We start from the raw sequence: 18,493 nt of genomic DNA, 5'->3' as shown, positions 1-18,493 counted from the left end.
AAATAGGCTTTTATGGAAGGATTTGATATTTTAAACCTCTTCTTTGTACTGCTCTCTGCTTGGGGAGCAGGAGCCTTAATTAAACGTATAGGGTATCCTGTTATTTTAGGCGAACTATTAATTGGAATCATTATTGGTCCTCCATTACTGGGTCTTGTAGAAACCTCAAGTACCTTAACCATTCTATCTGAAGCTGGTGTAATTCTACTTATGGCTTACATTGGTATGGAAATTAACTTCAAAGATTTAGGGAAAGCTTCCTGGGCAGGACTTCTTGCCGCTATTGGTGGTTTCGTGGTTCCGTTTGCTTTGGGGTATTATGTTGTAACTTTATCTGGAGGGACGAGTGTAGCCGGGCTTTTTGTTGGTATTGCCGTTGGTGTTACTTCTTTAGCTACTAAAAGTCGAATTTTGGTAGATTTAAACTTATTAGATACCAGAATTGCATATGTTTTAATGGCTGGTGCGCTATTTTCTGACACCTTAGCTCTTATTATTTTTGCCGGATTATCAAGTTTTATAGATGCAGGCTCTGTGAATATGACTGAAATAGTCTTCATCAGTGGAAAAATAATCCTGTTCTTTTTATTCGCAACATTATTCGGACTTTATCTATTACCAAAACTTATAAAATGGCTAGAAACTAAAAAAATTGACAACCGAACGTTTTACTTTACGCTTTTACTGCTCATTGTTTTTGGATTATCTGAATTAGCTGAATTTGTTGGACTTCATGGTATTTTGGGAGCTTTTATGGCTGGATTGTTTGTTAAAGATGATCTCTTCAATAAAAAAATAAGTACAGACATTTCTAACGTTTTCCATGATGTTTCAGTAGGTTTTATGGCTCCCATTTTTTTCGTTACCGCCGGGTTTCACGTTTCTCTTGATGTTTTTCAAACCGATTTAAATCTTTTACTTCTTATTCTGGCAGCTGCCTTTATTGGAAAAATTGTTGGAACCATTATATTTTATTTACCTAGCGGATATGGCTGGCGAGAAGGTTTGGCTGTTGGAACAGGAATGAATGGTCGAGGTGCTGTAGAAATTGTGATTGCAGGCATTGGTTTGCAAAAAGGCGTTATTACACAGGAAATATTTTCAATCCTTGTGTTTATGGCTATTTTAACCACGCTATCCGTACCTCTGTTTTTAACATGGTCTACAAACTGGTTAAAAAAACGAGGGGAACTGGTGAAACAATATTCCAAAAAAGGATATCTCATTTTAGGAGCTAATCCATTAGGTTTACTTCTTGGGGAACACTTAAAAGCCAGTGATAAAATCACCTTTATTGATGCTAATAAAGTAGTATCGGAACAGGCTGAAACCAAAGGATTCAAATGTATACATGGTAATGTGTTAGAGGAAACAACATTAACCGAAGCCTCTGCTAAAGATTACAGAACATTTATTGCCATCACTGAAAATACTGAAATCAATCTATTAGCCTCTCAATTAGCGAACGATAATTTTTATGTTCCCGAAAAATATGTTGTTATCTGCCCTAATGAAAATAAAGCAGGCGCAGGAGTTAGCCTGTTAGGAGCCGCAACTACCCTATTTGCCAGTCGAACAGATATAAAACCCTGGATAGAAAAAATTCAGTCTTCAAATTACAAAGAAGTTCAGGTTAAAATAACAAAAGAAACAACTACCCGTTTATGGGTTAAATCTCAATTACAAAAAGATAAAAACATGCTACCCCTTGTTATAATTGATACCAACGGAAACAAACGCCCTTTTGGATATAATGATAGTTTAGAAGTCCGTGAGTCTGTCATTTATATTGAATAGCAGCTCAAAAGGAATAATAACTTTTAAATTCCATTTTAAGTTAATGGTTTAAATAGCAGTACTCATAGCCATAACATTATGTTATTTAATTCATAATATATTCTTAACATTTTTAAGCAATTAGTCTATTTTTAGTAATTTGCACCACTTATGAAGTTATACCCAATAAACGCTGGTAATTTTAAGCTGGATGGTGGCGCTATGTTTGGTGTTGTTCCAAAATCTATATGGCAAAAAACCAACCCTGCCGATGCTAACAATATGATTGATATTGCTGCACGCTGTTTACTTGTTGAAGACGGCGATCGATTGACGTTAATCGATACCGGAATGGGTAACAAACAATCAGATAAATTTTTCGGATATTACCACTTATGGGGTGATGATAGCATCGATAAATCCTTAAAGCATTACGGATTTCATCGCGATGATATTACCGATGTGTTTTTAACGCATTTACATTTCGACCATAGTGGAGGTGCTATCCAATGGAATAAAGACCGTACCGGTTACGAGCCTGCCTTTAAAAATGCACAGTTCTGGAGTAATGAAAACCACTGGCAATGGGCTGTGAATCCTAATCGTAGAGAACAGGCTTCATTTTTAAAAGAAAACTTACTACCTATGGAAGAAAGCGGACAATTAAAGTTTACGTCGCTTCCTAAAGGTGATCTTTTAAAACAATCGGAATTAGGTTTCGACATCTTTTTTGCCGACGGCCACACCGAAAAACAAATGATTCCGCTTATTCAATATCAAGGTAAAACCATTGCTTTTATGGCAGATTTACTACCAACAGCAGGCCATTTACCTTTACCATACGTGATGGGTTACGATACCCGTCCGTTATTAACTCTTGATGAAAAGGAAAAATTCTTAAACCTCGCAGCAGACCAAAACTTCTACTTGTTTTTAGAGCACGATGCACACAACCAGATTATCACGGTTCAACATACCGAAAAAGGTGTTCGATTAAATGAAGTCTTCACTGCCGAGGATATATTCAAATAAAAAATTAGATTAAATTAATTACAATCAAAATGAAAACAATTCAAAGATTATCATTAACGGTTACTGCAACTGCCATATTATCTGGTTGCGGTGGCTCTAGTTTTATATCAACTCCTGTTGAAAATGTCGATTCTTCGCCATTAAAAGTTTCTGAATTAACCGAAAAAGAAAAACACACTTGGGGACATTTAGATTTAGTAAAAGATACCATTCCTGGAATGAGTGTTGAAAAAGCATACGAAGAGTTACTTAAGAATAAAAAAGGAGCTAGTGTTATCGTTGCGGTTATCGATTCTGGTATTGATATTGATCATGAAGATTTAAATGATGTGCTTTGGACTAACGAAGATGAAATTCCTGGAAACGGTATTGACGACGATAAAAACGGTTACATTGATGATGTTCACGGATGGAATTTCTTAGGTGATGGTTACGACGAGCAATTAGAGCTTACTCGTATTGTTGCTAAAGGAGATACAAGCAACCCACAATACGCTGCTGCTAAAGCTGAATACGACGAAGAATTCCAAAAATGGAATGACAGAAAAATGCGTTATGAGCAAATTTATGCGCAGTTAAAAGCTGCCGATGAAACATTTGCTAAACATTTTGGTAAAGCAGATTATACAAAAGAAGACATTAACGCTATTGGCGCTACAACTGACGAAGATTTAAACAAAGCTGTACAAATGGCTAAGTTCATGTTCGGTAACGGTTTAGATTCTATTCAAGAAGCTAAAGAAGAAATCAACAGTGGTTTAGAGCATTTTGCTGATCGTTTAAACTACAACCTAAACGTGAACTTTAACGGTCGTGTTACTGGTGATAACCCAGACGATATGTCGACTAAATTTTATGGTAACGGAAACGTTAAACCTGTAAAAAAATCAGAAAGTCACGGTACACACGTAGCTGGTATTATTGCTGCAGAGCGTGGTAATGGTTTAGGTGTAGACGGTGTTGCAAACAACGTACAAATTATGTCTGTAAGAGCTATTCCAAATGGTGATGAGTACGACAAAGATATCGCTTTAGCTATTCGTTACGCTGTAGATAACGGAGCAAAAGTAATTAACGGAAGTTTTGGAAAAAGTTATTCTCCACACAGCGACTGGGTACGTGAAGCTATTAAATATGCTGCCGATCACGATGTAGTTTTTGTTCATGCTGCTGGTAACGAAAGTAAAGATGTTGATGTAAAACCAAACTTCCCTGACGATAACGTAAACTATGTTGAAATTGCAAACAACTACATTAGAGTTGGTGCTTTAGAGCCTAAATACGGATCAGGTTTATTAGCTGGTTTCTCTAACTACGGTAAAAAGAATGTAGACGTATTTGCTCCTGGTGCTAAAATTTACTCTACAACTCCAGAAAATGAATACGATACTAAAGGAGGTACATCTATGGCTGCTCCTGCTGTAGCTGGTGTTGCTGCTTTAATTCGTTCTCATTTCCCAGATTTAAATGCAGGTCAGGTAAAACAAATTATCTTAGATTCTGGTTTACCATTAAACCTTAAAGTTGTTGTTGCTGGTGATACTAACGATGTTAGACCATTTAGCGAGTTAACAACTTCTGGTAGAATAGTTAACGCTTACAATGCATTAATTATGGCTGCAAAAGAATCTTCAGCTAAATAAAAGAAGATATTCTATACAAAAAAAGAGGCTTAAGCCTCTTTTTTTGTATAGACCTTTTGGTATTTTGTTCAAAGAACAGTACGTTTAACTACTCAATTAAAAATCCCCCTGATGAAACAATTTTTTATCTCTATTTTAAGCTTGTCTTTACTGGCATCTTGTGGTGGTTCTAAAGAATATGCTACCATTACACCAACTGTACCGGTAATACCGAATACACCGGCTACATCAACATACTGGCAACAACATGTAGATTACACTATGGATATTGATATGGATGTAAACAACTATCAATACAAAGGAAAGCAAACCTTAGTTTACACAAATAATTCTCCAGATGTTTTAAATAAAGTTTTTTACCATTTATATTTTAATGCCTTTCAACCAGGAAGTGAAATGGACGTACGTTCTCGTACTATTGCAGATCCTGATGGTCGTGTAAAAGATCGCATTAGTAAACTTGGTCCTGATGAAATCGGATATATTAAAGTAAACTCATTAAAACAAAATGGAACGGCTTTAACTTACGATACTGTTGGAACTGTTTTAGAAGTTAACCTGGACAAACCTATTCAACCAGGTGAAAGCGTAACTTTCGACATGGTTTACGATGCACAAGTACCTGTGCAAATTCGTCGTACAGGACGTAACAACAACGAAGGCGTAGCACTTTCAATGTCTCAATGGTATCCTAAATTAGCTGAATACGATTACGAAGGCTGGCACACCGACCCATATATTGGTCGTGAATTTCACGGCGTTTGGGGTAATTTCGATGTCACACTTCATATTGATAAAAACTATGTAGTAGGAGGAACCGGATACCTTCAAAACCCAAATGAAATAGGGTATGGGTATGAAACATCTACGGTAAATCGTCCAACTGGCGATAAATTAACCTGGCATTTTGTAGCACCCAATGTACATGATTTTACATGGGCTGCCGATCCGGAATATAACCACGACACCATGCAGGTTCCTAATGGGCCACTTTTACATTTCTTATACAAGAAAACCATGGCTAAGGATAAGCTTGATAACTGGAAAAAACTTCAGAAAAAAGCCGTTGAGTTGATGCAATTTTACAGTGCTAATGTTGGGCAATATCCTTATAAACAATACTCAGTTATTCAAGGTGGTGACGGCGGAATGGAGTATGCTATGTGTACTTTAATTCTTGGTGAAGGTACTTTTGATGGATTATTTGGTGTAACAGCTCACGAAATGGCACACACCTGGTTTCAGTTTTTATTAGCAACTAACGAGTTAACAAACTACTGGATGGATGAAGGGTTCACGGAATATTTTGGTGAATTAGCCGGAAGTCAAATTTTAAATACTTCTTTTGAAGAAGCGACACAACGTGTATATAAAGTGTATTTTTCGTATGCTAAATCGGGAACAGAGCAACCACAAACCACCCACGCCGACAGATTCAACTTCAACCGTTCATCATCTATTGCAGCGTACTATAAAGGGTATGTGTTTTTAAACCAGTTGGCTTATGTTATTGGTGAAGCCAATCAAAAAGAAACCATAAAACAATATTTTAAAGACTGGTCTTTTAAACACCCAACACGTACTGATTTTATTAGAGTGGCTGAAAAAGTTTCAGGTCTTGAATTAGACTGGTATCTAAACGACTGGACACGCACCACAAATACTATCGATTATGGTGTGAAAGTGATTAACGGTGATAATATTATTCTTGAACGTATTGGTTTAATGCCAATGCCTATTGATTTAACAGTAACATATACTGACGGAACAACCGAAGATTTCTATATTCCATTACAAATGATGCGCGGTGAAAAACCAACTTCAGCAACCATTGCAGCAGACTGGGCCTGGGCGTATCCTGTGTATACGCTAAAAGCAAATAAAGCAGTTAAATCGGTACAAATCGACCCTAAAAACATGATGGCCGATATTAACAGAGAAAACAATAAAATGTAAAGGTTAAACCCTTTTTTTAATCATATTCAAAAGGCTTCTTTTTAATTAAAGAGGCCTTTTTTTTATAAATATTATGCTATAACACTTTATTTTTTAATACCTTCGTCTTGTAAACTTTAGGGGTGTTCTAAAATGAATTTAGAACTGAGACATACCCTTTGAACCTGATACGGTTAGTACCGTCGAAGGGAAAAGTTGAATAGACTGTTGCAATACTGGCTAACGCACCTTTTCATAAATATACTTCACCTCGCGAAGTATCTTTTTTCAAAGTCATTATTTCCTCCTTGGTTTACAATATAAAATGTATTGTAAATGATAACCATTCAACTTAACGAACGTAAATTAAATATTGATACCAATGTCAATATTTCACAATTACTGCTTCAGGAAAACTATCCGCAAATTGGTATCGCTGTAGCCATTAATCAGCAAATCATTTCAAAAGTCAACTGGGCCAATCAACAGCTGCAAGACGGCGATAATATTCTCATTATTCAAGCTACCCAAGGCGGATAATTAACTTTGAAAAACCACAACCCATGAAAAATAAAGACACCGCTCCTAAAGAAGGGCACATTACAAGACACCCGTTTCCTAACTCTAAAAAGATTTACGTTTCAGGAAAAATCCATCCACAAATAAAAGTGGCGATGCGTGAAATTTCATTGAGTGATACTAAAGATACTTTTACCGGAAAATTAACGCCAAACCAACCCGTAACGGTTTATGATACGTCAGGACCATATACCGATCCTGAGAAAGACATCAATGTACATAACGGTATTGAACGCATTCGTGAACAATGGATTTTAGATCGCGGAGATGTTGAAAAATTAAATGAATTTTCATCTGAATATTGTAATCAGCGTTTAAACGATTCGAGTTTAGATCACATGCGGTTTTCACATTTAAAAAAGCCATTACGTGCTAAAAAAGGAAAGAATGTGACGCAGTTGCATTACGCTAAACAGGGTATCATTACTCCAGAAATGGAATACATTGCGATTCGTGAAAATCAGCGAATCGATGAAATGACTCAAATTAGAAAGCAACATCCAGGTCAGGATTTCGGAGCAGCTATTCCTAATAAAATTACACCAGAATTTGTTCGAGAAGAAGTGGCTCGTGGGCGTGCCGTTATTCCATCAAATATTAATCACCCAGAAGCAGAACCTATGATTTTAGGTCGTAACTTTTTAGTAAAAATTAATGCCAATATTGGTAATTCAGCCACAACTTCGTCCATTGAAGAAGAAGTAGAAAAAGCCGTTTGGGCCTGCCGTTGGGGAGCCGATAATATCATGGATTTGTCTACCGGACAAAACATTCACGAAACCCGAGAGTGGATTATTCGTAATTCACCAGTTCCTGTTGGAACCGTACCAATTTATCAAGCTTTAGAAAAAGTAAATGGGGTTGCCGAGAATTTAACCTGGGAGATTTTTCGTGATACTTTAATAGAACAAGCAGAGCAGGGGGTTGACTACTTTACTATTCATGCTGGTGTACTATTACGTTATGTGCCTATGACAGCTAAACGTGTTACAGGAATTGTTTCTCGTGGTGGTTCTATCATGGCTAAATGGTGTTTGGCACATCATAAAGAAAGCTTCCTTTATACACATTTCGAAGAGATTTGCGACATTTTAAAACAATACGATGTAGCCTTTTCTTTAGGTGACGGATTACGTCCAGGTTCTGTTGCCGATGCTAATGATGAAGCACAGTTTGCTGAACTGGAAACCTTGGGAGAGCTTACAAAAATTGCCAGAAAGCACGACGTACAATGTTTTATTGAAGGTCCAGGTCACGTACCAATGCACATGATTAAGGAAAATATGGATAAGCAAATCGAAGTTTGTGACGAAGCGCCTTTCTATACTTTAGGTCCTTTAACTACTGATATTGCACCGGGTTACGACCATATTACTTCGGGTATTGGAGCGGCGATGATTGGCTGGTATGGCTGCGCCATGTTGTGCTATGTAACACCAAAAGAACACTTGGGTTTACCTAATAAAGAAGACGTTAGAGTAGGTGTGGTAACTTATAAATTAGCTGCGCATGCTGCCGATTTAGCCAAAGGGCATCCAGGAGCGCAACACCGCGATAATGCTTTAAGTATGGCGCGCTTCGAATTCCGTTGGGAAGATCAGTTCAATCTTGGTTTAGATCCTGAGCGTGCGCGCGAATACCACGATGAAACCTTACCTGCCGAAGGTGCTAAAATTGCACACTTTTGTTCGATGTGCGGACCAAAATTCTGCTCGATGAAGATTTCTCAGGAAGTTCGTGATTTTGCTAAAGAAAATGACATTGTAGAAAACGAGGTCATTAAAAAAGGGATGGAAGAGAAATCACAAGAATTTAAAGAAAAAGGTTCAGAAGTTTACCTGTAAAAGTAAAATATGGTTGTTCTAATTGCCCCTGAACATACACTTGATAATGAAATTATAATCCTTCATGAATTATTTCGTGAAGGATTACGATGCTTTCATTTAAGAAAACCAAATAGTGATTTTCAATTTTATTGTGATTACCTGAATCAAATCAACACACAATATCATGATAGGATTGTGGTACATGAATTTCATGAGTTATTAGAACACTTTAATTTAAAAGGGATTCACTTTCAGGAAGCCAAAAGACGTGAAACTTCATCGGAAGCTTTTCAAAAGTTAAGAAAAAAACAATATATATCGATTAGCAGTTCCTATCATAGTCCCGAAGAACTAACCGATTGCAAGTTTAATTTTGATTATCACTTGTTAAGTCCGGTGTTTTCATCAATTTCAAAACAGGGGTATCAAGGACAGGGGTTTGATGTGAATAATATTAACAAAACCATTATTGGCATGGGCGGTGTTACCACTAAAAACCTATCGGAATTCGATAAACTAGGCTACAAAGGCGTTGGTGTTTTAGGAGGCATTTGGCAAAGTGAAACGCCTATTGACGATTTTAAAATGATGTTTCATCACTACGAAAATAAGCTCTAAAATATATTAAGAAAGATGCTGAAACAAGTTCAGCATGACAATCATTTTATGCAAAACGACAAAAAATACATATTATCTATTGCTGGTTTCGACCCGAGTAGCGGGGCAGGACTCAGTCAGGATATCAAGACTTTTGAAGCACATAATCTTTACGGATTATCGGTTTGTACCGCTATTACTGTTCAAAATGATATGGATTTCAAACATTGCATGTGGACAAATCCTGAAATCATTTTTGATCAAATAGAAACCTTATTTGAACGTTTTTCTATATCTGTTGTTAAAATCGGTATTATGGAATCTTGGGAAATTCTTTCAGTTATTTTAAAGCAATTAAAGCAGCTAAATCCTGAAATTAAAATTGTTTTAGACCCCATTTTTAAAGCCAGTGCAGGTTTCGATTTTCATTCTAAAACGCATCAAAATACCTTAAATTCCATTTGGACTTATTGTGATATTATCACGCCGAATTATGATGAAATTAAATATTTATATCCCGAATTAAACATTCAGGACACGATCGAGTATATCTCAAATTATACCAATATCTATTTAAAAGGTGGACATCGAACAGATAAAAAAGGCTGGGACGAACTGTATTATAACCGCATTGTTATGGTAAATATTCCTCCAAATACAGAAACTATTTCAGAAAAACATGGCAGCGGTTGTGTATTATCGTCAGCTTTAGCTTCAAATTTGGCTTTAGACTTTTCTTTAGAAGACGCTTCAAAACTCGCAAAATATTACACCGAACGATTCCTAAATTCTAACACTAGTTTACTTGGGGAACATGCCTATCAAACACTAAAATAACACTATGAATATCCCTAAATTACACTATATATCACAAGGAAACACGCCTGAAGAACATCTTGAAAATATTCAAAAGGCATGTACTCACGGTGCTGAATTGGTACAGCTCCGACTAAAAAATACGGTTGAAAATACCTTGTTAAAAACGGCAGAAAAAGCTCGGAAAATTACAAGTCATTTTCAAACGCGACTCATCATAAATGACCATTATAAAATTGCAAAAGCTGTAAACGCTGATGGGGTTCATTTGGGAAAAACCGATGCTTGTCCTTTAGAAGCTCGCGAGCATTTAGGTAAATGGTTTATCATTGGAGGTACTGCAAATACCCTTGAAGATTGCCAGAATCTCATCTCTAAACAGGTTGATTATATTGGTTTAGGGCCTTTTAGGTTTACAAAAACCAAAGACAATTTAAGTCCGATTTTAGGTCTTGAAGGCTATCAATCGATACTTGAGCAATTAAAATCTACAACTCCAATAATTGCCATTGGTGGTATTATTGAACAGGATATTCCACAACTTTTACAAACTGGAATTTACGGTATTGCCATGTCTGGTGCTATTACAGGAAATTTCAATAACATTTCAACCTTCAACAAGTTACTAAATGCATCAGCAACTTTTGAACAACGACACACTTTTTAATTATGAACGATTTATTACACATAGCAGATAAAACATTTCAATCCAGATTATTCACCGGAACGGGAAAATTCAGTTCCAACCAACTCATGTCTGATGCTTTAATAGAAAGCGAAAGTGAACTGATTACCGTTGCTTTAAAACGTGTGGACATGAATAATGAACAAGACAAAATGCTAAAAAGTATTATGCGTCCAAACATTAATTTATTGCCAAATACCTCGGGTGTTCGCAATGCTAAAGAAGCTATTTTTGCTGCTCAATTGGCACGTGAAGCTTTAGAAACCAACTGGATTAAATTAGAAATTCACCCCGACCCAAAATACTTATTACCAGATCCTATTGAAACTTTAAAAGCCGCCAAAGAACTGGTAAAATTAGGATTTGTAGTCATGCCATACATTCACGCCGATCCGGTTTTATGCAAGCGATTAGAAGACGTTGGAACACAATGTGTAATGCCTTTAGGAGCGCCTATTGGTACTAATAAAGGTTTAAAAACATTGGATTTCTTAGAAATTATTATCGAGCAAAGCAATGTTCCGGTAATTGTCGATGCCGGAATTGGGAGTCCGTCGCACGCCGCTTTCGCCATGGAATTAGGCGCCGATGCTGTTTTAGTAAATACCGCTATTGCTGTTTCGAAAAATCCGGTAGCAATGGCTAAAGCCTTTAAAATGGCTGTTGAAGCCGGACGTATGGCTTACAATGCGAAACTGGCTTCGGTAAAACACCACGCTGAAGCCAGTAGCCCATTAACCAGTTTTTTAAGCTAAAATTATCATGAACACTTCATTTCAAAGCATTTTTGATACTTATAACTGGGATGATACTCTAGCAAATATTAACGCTAAAACAGCTCAGGATGTGGAGTTTGCACTAGCAAAAACCAAACGCGATTTAGAAGATTTTAAAGCCCTGATTTCACCTGCTGCTAAACCATATTTAGAACAAATGGCGCAGCAAAGCAGGTTGATTACTAAAAAGCGTTTTGGAAATACCATTCAAATGTATGTGCCTATGTATTTAAGTAACGAATGTCAAAACATTTGCACGTATTGCGGTTTTAGTATGACCAATAAAATTCCGCGTAGAACATTAACCGATGCCGAAATTTTAAAGGAGGTTTCTTTCCTAAAAGAAAAAGGTTATGATCATATTCTTTTGGTTACCGGTGAAGCCAATAAAACCGTTGGGGTGCAGTATATAAAACATGCGATGGAATTGATTAAAGATCAATTTTCGAACATTACCATTGAAGTTCAGCCGTTGCATCAAAATGAATATGAAGAACTAATTCAAGCTAATTTATATGCCGTTTTAGTCTATCAGGAAACGTATCACAGAGCCGAATATAAAAAACATCACCCGAAAGGGAAAAAATCTAATTTCGATTTCCGATTAGAAACACCAGACCGCTTGGGACGAGCAGGAATTCATAAAATCGGGTTAGGCGCTTTATTCGGATTAGAAGACTGGCGTGCCGATAGTTTCTTTACAGCCTTGCACTTAAAATACCTTCAAAAGACCTATTGGAAAACAAAATATTCCATTTCCTTTCCTCGTCTACGACCACATAGTGGAGGTTTAGAACCTAAAGTTGAAATGACCGATCGCGATTTAGTGCAAACCATTTGTGCGTTTAGATTGTTGGATGAAGACGTGGAATTATCAATGAGTACGCGCGAAAGTGAAACCTTTAGAAACCACATTGTGCATTTAGGTGTCACCTCGTTAAGTGCCGAATCGAAAACGAATCCTGGTGGTTATGTTGTTGAACCCCAATCGTTGGAACAATTTGAAATTTCAGATGAGCGTTCCACAGAAGTCATTGCAAAAATGCTTCAAGAAAATGGTCTAGAACCTGTTTGGAAAGATTGGGAAAACAGATGGTAGAATTTGAGATTGCACAACAATTAAAGTACCTTTATGCTTTTAAAAATTTCAACCTAAAAGCATGCTAAATTCAATTAAAACAAAAACCTTTAAAACCTTAATTATCGCCCTAATTTTATCTTCAACCTCTGGTTTTGCGCAAACTGAAAGTTTATGGGATAAAGCTAGTGGCTGGGTTAAAGAATTAAATCTTAGTGATGAAACCAAAGAAACCACAGTAACTTCATTAATTACATCACATTTAACAGCCGTTCGCAACTGGCATAATAGTCATTCGTTTGAAGAAGTTCCTGCCGGCATTAACCCAAGAACCGGTGAAAAATTATCAGATTTAGACCGCTCTATTATTGCCGATTCTGCTATGCCAGATAGCGTTCACACCGATTTAATGACGGGATTAAATAACAATTTAACCGAAACGCAAGTTGAATTTATTTTAGATAAATACACGATTGGAAAGGTAGATTTCACCATGAAAGCCTATCGTGAAATTGTACCTTATTTAAAATCTTATGAAGAAGCCGAACTGATTAAAAACCTAAAAGAAGCTCGCGAAATGGCCATTGATTTTAAAAGTATGAAACAAATTTCAGCCATTTTTGAAATCTATAAAACCAAAAACGAACAGTATTTAAACAGTAATGGTCGCAACTGGCACAAGATGTATAAAACTTATGTAAACAAGATGAAAGCTCAAAAAGCAAGGAATCAATAACAGGTAAAGTCATAAAACTACTTACAAAAATCACTTATTTATTAAGTGATTTTTTTATTTCCGTACCTTTGAAAAATTAAAATACACATCTTGAAATTTACTTACAACAAAAACGAAAAACTTAAAAGTAAAAAGCTGATTGGACAGCTCTTTAGCGAAGGACAATCTGTTTCGGCTTATCCCTTGCGTTTGGTATATCTACCTACTACTTTTGAAGCACCTATCACCGCCCAAACCGGGGTTTCTGTAAGTAAAAGACAGTTTAAAACCGCTGTAGACCGCAATAGAATAAAACGTTTACTTAGAGAAGTTTATCGCCTGAATAAGGCTTCATATTTTAACAACATTTCTACACAATATGCGTTTATGATTTTGTACATTGGCAAAGACAAACCTACATTATCCCAAATTGAAAACAGAATGCAGCACTTGTTTAACAAGTTTTTAAACAAGGTTTCTGAAACTGAAAACGAAGCATGATGAAAAAATTACTTAAAAAACGCATAATTATTCCGGTACTGGCTTGTGGTTTATTTTTCACCACAACAGCCTTTCAAAACGATTTTTTTGAGATTGCAAAACAGCTTGAAATCTTCACCACACTGTTTAAAGAACTCAACATGAATTATGTTGATGAAACCAATCCAGGGGACTTAATGGATACAGCAATAAAAAGCATGTTAGCCGATTTAGATCCGTATACCAATTTCATGAACGAACAGGATGTTGAAGCTGCAAGAATTAATAATACGGGTGATTATACAGGTATTGGAGCTAAAGTAAAAACCTTAAAAGATAAGTTAGTAATTGTAGAACCTTATAAAGATTATCCAGCTGATAAAGCTGGTTTAAAGGCTGGTGATGAAATTATAAAAGTAGGTAATAACCTTATTGCAGATTATAAAGAAGATGCCGGCGAACTCTTAAGAGGCGTTACCGGAAGTTCGGTTGAAGTGACTTATAAACGTCAGGGAAAAACCAATACGGCAACGATTAATCGCGCTGAAGTTGAAATTAAAGCAGTGCCTTATTTTTCATTAATTAATAACAAAACAGGATATATTGTTTTATCCCGTTTTAATGAAAAAGCTGCTGCCGAAACCAACTATGCTTTACGTGATTTAAAAGCTCAGGGTGCTCAAAAAATCATTTTAGATTTACGTGGCAATCCAGGTGGATTATTAAACGAAGCTATTAAAATTGTAAACCTGTTTGTACCAAAAGGGCAGTTGGTGGTGACTACAAAATCGAAAGTTAAAAAATACAATAAAACCTATTACACTCAGAATAATCCAATTGATACCGACATTCCTTTGGTGGTATTAATCGATGGCGGAAGTGCCTCGGCAAGTGAGATTGTTTCTGGCTCATTACAAGATTTAGATCGTGCTGTTATTGTTGGTTCCAGAAGTTTTGGTAAAGGCCTTGTACAACGCCCAAAAGAGCTTATTTACGGGACTCAGGTTAAGATTACCATTTCAAGATATTACACGCCTTCAGGTCGTTGTATTCAGGCTTTAGATTATTGGCATCGTAATGAAAAAGGTGAAGCAGTTCGTGTTAAACAGGAAAACTACAACGAATACAAAACCAAAAACGGCAGAAAAGTTTTTGATGGCGGCGGCGTTTTCCCAGATGCAAGTTTCGATGCTTCAAATAATTCAGCAATTACAAGTGCTATAGTAAACAACGATTTAGTGTTTAATTACGCTACCGATTACTACAATAAACATAAATTCGATAACATTGATAATTTTAAATTAACAGATGCCGATTTTAACGATTTTAAAACCTATTTAAAGTCTAATAATTTCACTTTTGAAACGGAAACTGAGAAAGCCTTGAATAAAGCTTTAGAAGCCGCTACAAAAGAAGAATTAAACGACGATATTGAAAAGGATTATAAAACGCTACTAGATAATTTAAATAAGTCTAAAACCAGTATTATAGACGCTAACAAAACCTATTTGTTAGAACAGTTAACAGAAGAGATTGTTAAGCGTTACGTATATCGTGAAGGTTTGTACGATTATTACAAGACACATGATACGAAAATTAAGAAAGCAACTGAAATTCTTAACAATCCGTCAACTTACAACGATTATTTGCATTAGTTCTTAGGGAATATTTATAAAACTTCATTAAAAATAGTATATTTATAATACTGTCATTTGCCGCAGATTATGAATAAACTAATAACTTTTATACTTATATTTTTTGGTAGCTTCACCCATTCTCAAAATAATATTACTCACGAAGTTTATTTTGATACGGATAAATATGAAGTCATTCCAACTGAAGAAAACAGGTTGTTACTATTCATTTCTGGTTTAGCTGATGTAGACATTGAATCTATAGCCATCTTCGGATTTTGCGACGATGTTGGTGCCGATAGCTATAATTTGAAACTTTCAAAGCAACGTGCGGAAGCTATTAAAGCTATGCTTTCTAATCATGAAATCAGTGAAAATGTCATTACTAATGTCGATGGAAAAGGAGAGGTTTTACTAAAAATTGTAAACGAAACCAACGTCTCAAAAATTAGAGGTTTAAACCGAAAAGTTGAAATTATTATCAATCCAAAACCTCCAATACTTCAAAAAAAAGAAGAGGAAAAAATAGAAATTCCAATAGAAGAAAAGCCACTGGAAACAGCCGAAGTTATTAAGGGTGAATTAAAGGTTGGAGATAAAATTCGCTTCGAAAATATTCTATTTAAAACAGGTTACAGTATTATTAATCCAGAGTCTAAAAAAACACTTAACGATATCGCTGAAGCTTTAGTTGAACGTGAAGAAATTTACTTTACCATTCAGGGTCATGTTTGCTGTACACAATTTAGTAGAGATGCCATCGATCGTAAAACAAAGCAACGTAATTTATCAGTCGCCAGAGCTAAATTTGTATACGATTATTTTGTTAAAAAAGGTGTAGATAAAAAACGTATGCGCTATTTAGGAATGCGAAGAAAATTTCCTTTAGGAGGCGATCCTAAATTTGACAGACGTGTTGAAATAGTTATTAATTACATTGATGACAGACCTAATAGAAGGGAAGAAAATAATTAAATAAAAGTTATTCCCTTACCATGGCGATATGTGGAATATCGTCTTCCAAATACGATTCCCCAACTTCAACAAAGCCTAAATTATTATAAAAATTCTTTAAATAAAGTTGTGCAGAAAGTCGGATTGTAGACTCATTAAAATGAGTTTTTATAGCTTCAATTGCAGCCTTCATGATATCATATCCATACTTAAAATCACGTTCATTTAAGTGCACAACTACACGTCCTATACTCGAAAATTCAAAGTAATCTCCAGGTTTAAAAATACGTGCATAAGCGACTATTTTATCGTGTTTAAAACCTAAAATATGAAGGGCCTTTTCGTCCTTTGCATCGACATCCTGATACACACAATTCTGCTCAACAACGAAAACTTCAGAGCGCAATTGTAAAATATTGTATAACTCGTGAACTGTTAATTCATCAAAAGCTTTGACCCTTATTTGCAGCATATTTCAGATATTAATAATTAACTACAACACTTATTAACAAGATACTAAAAATTTTAATCTTGCACAATAATATGTTTATCGTCTGATTTTCTGAATTCTGGCTGAATATTAACATGATTGATGTGATACCTTATCAACACTAAATCCTCTATATTGTGCAAAACTTCATCGAACTGTGACAGGGTAATATCGTGGTGAAAATCGATGTGAGCCTCTAAATGAACTTCATCTTCATTAAGTTGCCACACATGTACATGGTGTACATTCTTAATAGCATCAAAAGCTGAAATCTCATCGACAATTTTTTGAATAGGCACATGATCTGGAGTAAAGAGCATCAATACTTTAGTAGATGATTTTAATAAATCGTAGCCCATATAAATCAGATAAATTGCAATGGCTAATGTTAAAGCACTGTCTACCCAGAAAATCTGGTAATACTTCATTAATAACCCACCAATTAGCACTGCAACACTTGCTAACATATCTGTTAATAAATGTAAATAAGCACTACGCATATTCATGTTAGATTCACTATCTTTTTTTAACAGTAACACACTGGCACCGTTTGCAATAATAGCTATTAACGATAACCAGATTACCAGTCCGGTTTTGATTTCTTCAGGGTGTTGAAAACGTTTAATAGCTTCAATAATTAAAAGAATAGCAACAATTATTAAAGTGGAGGCATTTATAAAAGCGGCTAAGATTTCAGCACGCTTATAACCAAAGGTCCTATATATAGAAGCTTGTTTTTTGGAAAGTTTATTAGCCACATAACTCACTACTAATGAGAGTACATCGCTAAAATTATGAAGTGCATCACTTAGTAATGCTAAACTTCCGGACAATAAACCACCAATAATTTGAGAGGCCGTAATAATAATATTTAATACAATAGATATTAAAAGATTACGACCTCTTAAATCGTTATGCACATGTGGGTGGTTATGCGAGTGCCCGTGTGACATTTAACAAGATAAAGGAATTTTATCTATACGGGTTTGGTGTCTACCACCTTCAAATTCTGTATTTAAAAAGACATCTACCATTTCAATAGCTTGTTGAATCGCTGTAAATCTGGCAGGTATACATAATATGTTCGCATTATTATGACTACGAATTAAATGTACAATCTCTTTATTCCAACATAAACCAGCACGTATTTTTTGATGTTTATTAGCCGTCATAGCCACACCATTAGCACTACCACAAATTAAGATTCCGAAATCGGCATCTTTGTTTTCAACATCGGTAGCTACCGGGTGAACAAAATCGGCGTAATCTACACTATCATTACTATCTGTACCATAGTTTTTTACAGTATAGCCTTTTGATTCTAAATGCTTTACGATAGCGAATTTATAATCAGTTCCAGCGTGATCGTTTCCTATAGAAATATTCATTGTTTATGTATTAAAGTAAAATATACTGCAAAAGTACTAACTAAAAATGACTTACAAGAGTTGTCGATTAGTATATTAACAACTTGTTA

The 18,493-nt window shown here is 35.6% G+C and carries 18 protein-coding genes and 1 riboswitch; of the genes, 15 read left to right on the top strand and 3 right to left on the bottom strand.

The window, feature by feature from the left end:
* The first annotated feature begins 12 nt into the window (after window positions 1-12).
* The 15 genes from NO995_RS06230 to NO995_RS06160 all read left to right on the top strand — a co-directional run bounded on the left by NO995_RS06230 (window position 13) and on the right by NO995_RS06160 (window position 16,547).
* Entirely contained in the window at window positions 13-1,797 is a 1,785-nt protein-coding gene (locus NO995_RS06230) for a cation:proton antiporter (RefSeq protein ID WP_258226728.1), read from the top strand.
* 150 nt (window positions 1,798-1,947) lie between these two features.
* The gene (locus NO995_RS06225) at window positions 1,948-2,808 is read left to right on the top strand and encodes an MBL fold metallo-hydrolase (protein WP_258226727.1); all 861 of its coding nucleotides are present in this window, start codon (window positions 1,948-1,950) and stop codon (window positions 2,806-2,808) included.
* Between the two features lie 29 nt (window positions 2,809-2,837).
* Entirely contained in the window at window positions 2,838-4,451 is a 1,614-nt protein-coding gene (locus NO995_RS06220) for a S8 family peptidase (RefSeq protein ID WP_258226726.1), read from the top strand.
* A 111-nt stretch (window positions 4,452-4,562) separates the two neighbouring features.
* Window positions 4,563-6,407: a M1 family metallopeptidase gene (locus tag NO995_RS06215; protein ID WP_258226725.1), complete on the top strand. Its 1,845-nt coding sequence runs from the start codon at window positions 4,563-4,565 to the stop codon at window positions 6,405-6,407.
* Window positions 6,408-6,515: 108 nt separating this feature from the next.
* Window positions 6,516-6,615: riboswitch (TPP riboswitch) on the top strand.
* Between the two features lie 107 nt (window positions 6,616-6,722).
* Entirely contained in the window at window positions 6,723-6,926 is a 204-nt protein-coding gene (gene thiS / locus NO995_RS06210) for a sulfur carrier protein ThiS (protein ID WP_258226724.1), read from the top strand.
* 23 nt (window positions 6,927-6,949) lie between these two features.
* Entirely contained in the window at window positions 6,950-8,809 is a 1,860-nt protein-coding gene (gene thiC / locus NO995_RS06205) for a phosphomethylpyrimidine synthase ThiC (protein WP_258226723.1), read from the top strand.
* A 9-nt stretch (window positions 8,810-8,818) separates the two neighbouring features.
* Window positions 8,819-9,409 (top strand): thiamine phosphate synthase, encoded by a 591-nt coding sequence (locus NO995_RS06200; RefSeq protein ID WP_258226722.1) that lies wholly within the window; start codon window positions 8,819-8,821, stop codon window positions 9,407-9,409.
* 15 nt (window positions 9,410-9,424) lie between these two features.
* Complete coding sequence (locus NO995_RS06195) at window positions 9,425-10,225, top strand: hydroxymethylpyrimidine/phosphomethylpyrimidine kinase (protein WP_258226721.1); 801 nt, start codon at window positions 9,425-9,427, stop codon at window positions 10,223-10,225.
* Between the two features lie 4 nt (window positions 10,226-10,229).
* A complete protein-coding gene (gene thiE / locus NO995_RS06190) occupies window positions 10,230-10,871 on the top strand; it encodes a thiamine phosphate synthase (protein ID WP_258226720.1) in 642 nt (213 codons plus the stop codon).
* Between the two features lie 2 nt (window positions 10,872-10,873).
* Window positions 10,874-11,644, top strand: coding sequence for a thiazole synthase (locus NO995_RS06185; protein ID WP_258226719.1), 771 nt, complete (start codon window positions 10,874-10,876; stop codon window positions 11,642-11,644).
* A gap of 7 nt (window positions 11,645-11,651) precedes the next feature.
* Window positions 11,652-12,764, top strand: a complete 1,113-nt coding sequence (thiH, locus tag NO995_RS06180; RefSeq protein ID WP_258226718.1) for a 2-iminoacetate synthase ThiH — start codon at window positions 11,652-11,654, stop codon at window positions 12,762-12,764.
* A gap of 61 nt (window positions 12,765-12,825) precedes the next feature.
* Window positions 12,826-13,479 (top strand): DUF3826 domain-containing protein, encoded by a 654-nt coding sequence (locus tag NO995_RS06175; RefSeq protein ID WP_258226717.1) that lies wholly within the window; start codon window positions 12,826-12,828, stop codon window positions 13,477-13,479.
* Window positions 13,480-13,569: 90 nt separating this feature from the next.
* Window positions 13,570-13,959 carry a ribonuclease P protein component gene (gene rnpA / locus NO995_RS06170; RefSeq protein ID WP_258226716.1) on the top strand — a complete coding sequence of 130 codons (390 nt, stop codon included), beginning with the start codon at window positions 13,570-13,572 and terminating at the stop codon, window positions 13,957-13,959.
* Window positions 13,959-15,593: a S41 family peptidase gene (locus NO995_RS06165; protein WP_258226895.1), complete on the top strand. Its 1,635-nt coding sequence runs from the start codon at window positions 13,959-13,961 to the stop codon at window positions 15,591-15,593. Before rnpA ends, NO995_RS06165 begins: the two co-directional genes overlap by 1 nt.
* Before the next feature lie 69 nt (window positions 15,594-15,662).
* Complete coding sequence (locus tag NO995_RS06160; RefSeq protein WP_258226715.1) at window positions 15,663-16,547, top strand: OmpA family protein; 885 nt, start codon at window positions 15,663-15,665, stop codon at window positions 16,545-16,547.
* 7 nt (window positions 16,548-16,554) lie between these two features.
* On the opposite strand, the gene NO995_RS06155 is transcribed toward NO995_RS06160, so the two are convergent.
* The 3 genes from NO995_RS06155 to rpiB are packed head-to-tail and all read right to left on the bottom strand — an operon-like array spanning window position 16,555 to window position 18,404.
* Window positions 16,555-16,998 (bottom strand): GNAT family N-acetyltransferase, encoded by a 444-nt coding sequence (locus NO995_RS06155; RefSeq protein ID WP_258226714.1) that lies wholly within the window; start codon window positions 16,996-16,998, stop codon window positions 16,555-16,557.
* 53 nt (window positions 16,999-17,051) lie between these two features.
* Entirely contained in the window at window positions 17,052-17,969 is a 918-nt protein-coding gene (locus tag NO995_RS06150; protein ID WP_258226713.1) for a cation diffusion facilitator family transporter, read from the bottom strand.
* On the bottom strand, window positions 17,970-18,404 hold the full coding sequence (rpiB, locus tag NO995_RS06145; RefSeq protein WP_240572472.1) for a ribose 5-phosphate isomerase B: 435 nt from the start codon (window positions 18,402-18,404) through the stop codon (window positions 17,970-17,972).
* Between the last annotated feature and the right edge of the window lie 89 nt (window positions 18,405-18,493).

The organism is Aestuariibaculum sp. M13, from assembly GCF_024723255.1.
In the GTDB taxonomy this organism is placed as follows: domain Bacteria; phylum Bacteroidota; class Bacteroidia; order Flavobacteriales; family Flavobacteriaceae; genus Aestuariibaculum; species Aestuariibaculum lutulentum.
Note: the sequence above shows the minus strand (reverse complement) of the source record. Positions and strands in the feature narration are given on the sequence as shown.

Coding starts and splice junctions, on each gene's coding strand:
- NO995_RS06185 (WP_258226719.1), top strand. CDS start 10,874: ATGAACGATTTATTACACATAGCAGATAAAACATTTCAATCCAGATTA.
- rpiB (WP_240572472.1), bottom strand. CDS start 18,404: ATGAATATTTCTATAGGAAACGATCACGCTGGAACTGATTATAAATTC.
- NO995_RS06195 (WP_258226721.1), top strand. CDS start 9,425: ATGCTGAAACAAGTTCAGCATGACAATCATTTTATGCAAAACGACAAA.
- NO995_RS06165 (WP_258226895.1), top strand. CDS start 13,959: ATGAAAAAATTACTTAAAAAACGCATAATTATTCCGGTACTGGCTTGT.
- NO995_RS06175 (WP_258226717.1), top strand. CDS start 12,826: ATGCTAAATTCAATTAAAACAAAAACCTTTAAAACCTTAATTATCGCC.
- thiH (WP_258226718.1), top strand. CDS start 11,652: ATGAACACTTCATTTCAAAGCATTTTTGATACTTATAACTGGGATGAT.
- NO995_RS06200 (WP_258226722.1), top strand. CDS start 8,819: ATGGTTGTTCTAATTGCCCCTGAACATACACTTGATAATGAAATTATA.
- NO995_RS06230 (WP_258226728.1), top strand. CDS start 13: ATGGAAGGATTTGATATTTTAAACCTCTTCTTTGTACTGCTCTCTGCT.
- NO995_RS06160 (WP_258226715.1), top strand. CDS start 15,663: ATGAATAAACTAATAACTTTTATACTTATATTTTTTGGTAGCTTCACC.
- NO995_RS06215 (WP_258226725.1), top strand. CDS start 4,563: ATGAAACAATTTTTTATCTCTATTTTAAGCTTGTCTTTACTGGCATCT.
- NO995_RS06225 (WP_258226727.1), top strand. CDS start 1,948: ATGAAGTTATACCCAATAAACGCTGGTAATTTTAAGCTGGATGGTGGC.
- thiC (WP_258226723.1), top strand. CDS start 6,950: ATGAAAAATAAAGACACCGCTCCTAAAGAAGGGCACATTACAAGACAC.
- thiS (WP_258226724.1), top strand. CDS start 6,723: ATGATAACCATTCAACTTAACGAACGTAAATTAAATATTGATACCAAT.
- NO995_RS06155 (WP_258226714.1), bottom strand. CDS start 16,998: ATGCTGCAAATAAGGGTCAAAGCTTTTGATGAATTAACAGTTCACGAG.
- NO995_RS06150 (WP_258226713.1), bottom strand. CDS start 17,969: ATGTCACACGGGCACTCGCATAACCACCCACATGTGCATAACGATTTA.
- NO995_RS06220 (WP_258226726.1), top strand. CDS start 2,838: ATGAAAACAATTCAAAGATTATCATTAACGGTTACTGCAACTGCCATA.
- thiE (WP_258226720.1), top strand. CDS start 10,230: ATGAATATCCCTAAATTACACTATATATCACAAGGAAACACGCCTGAA.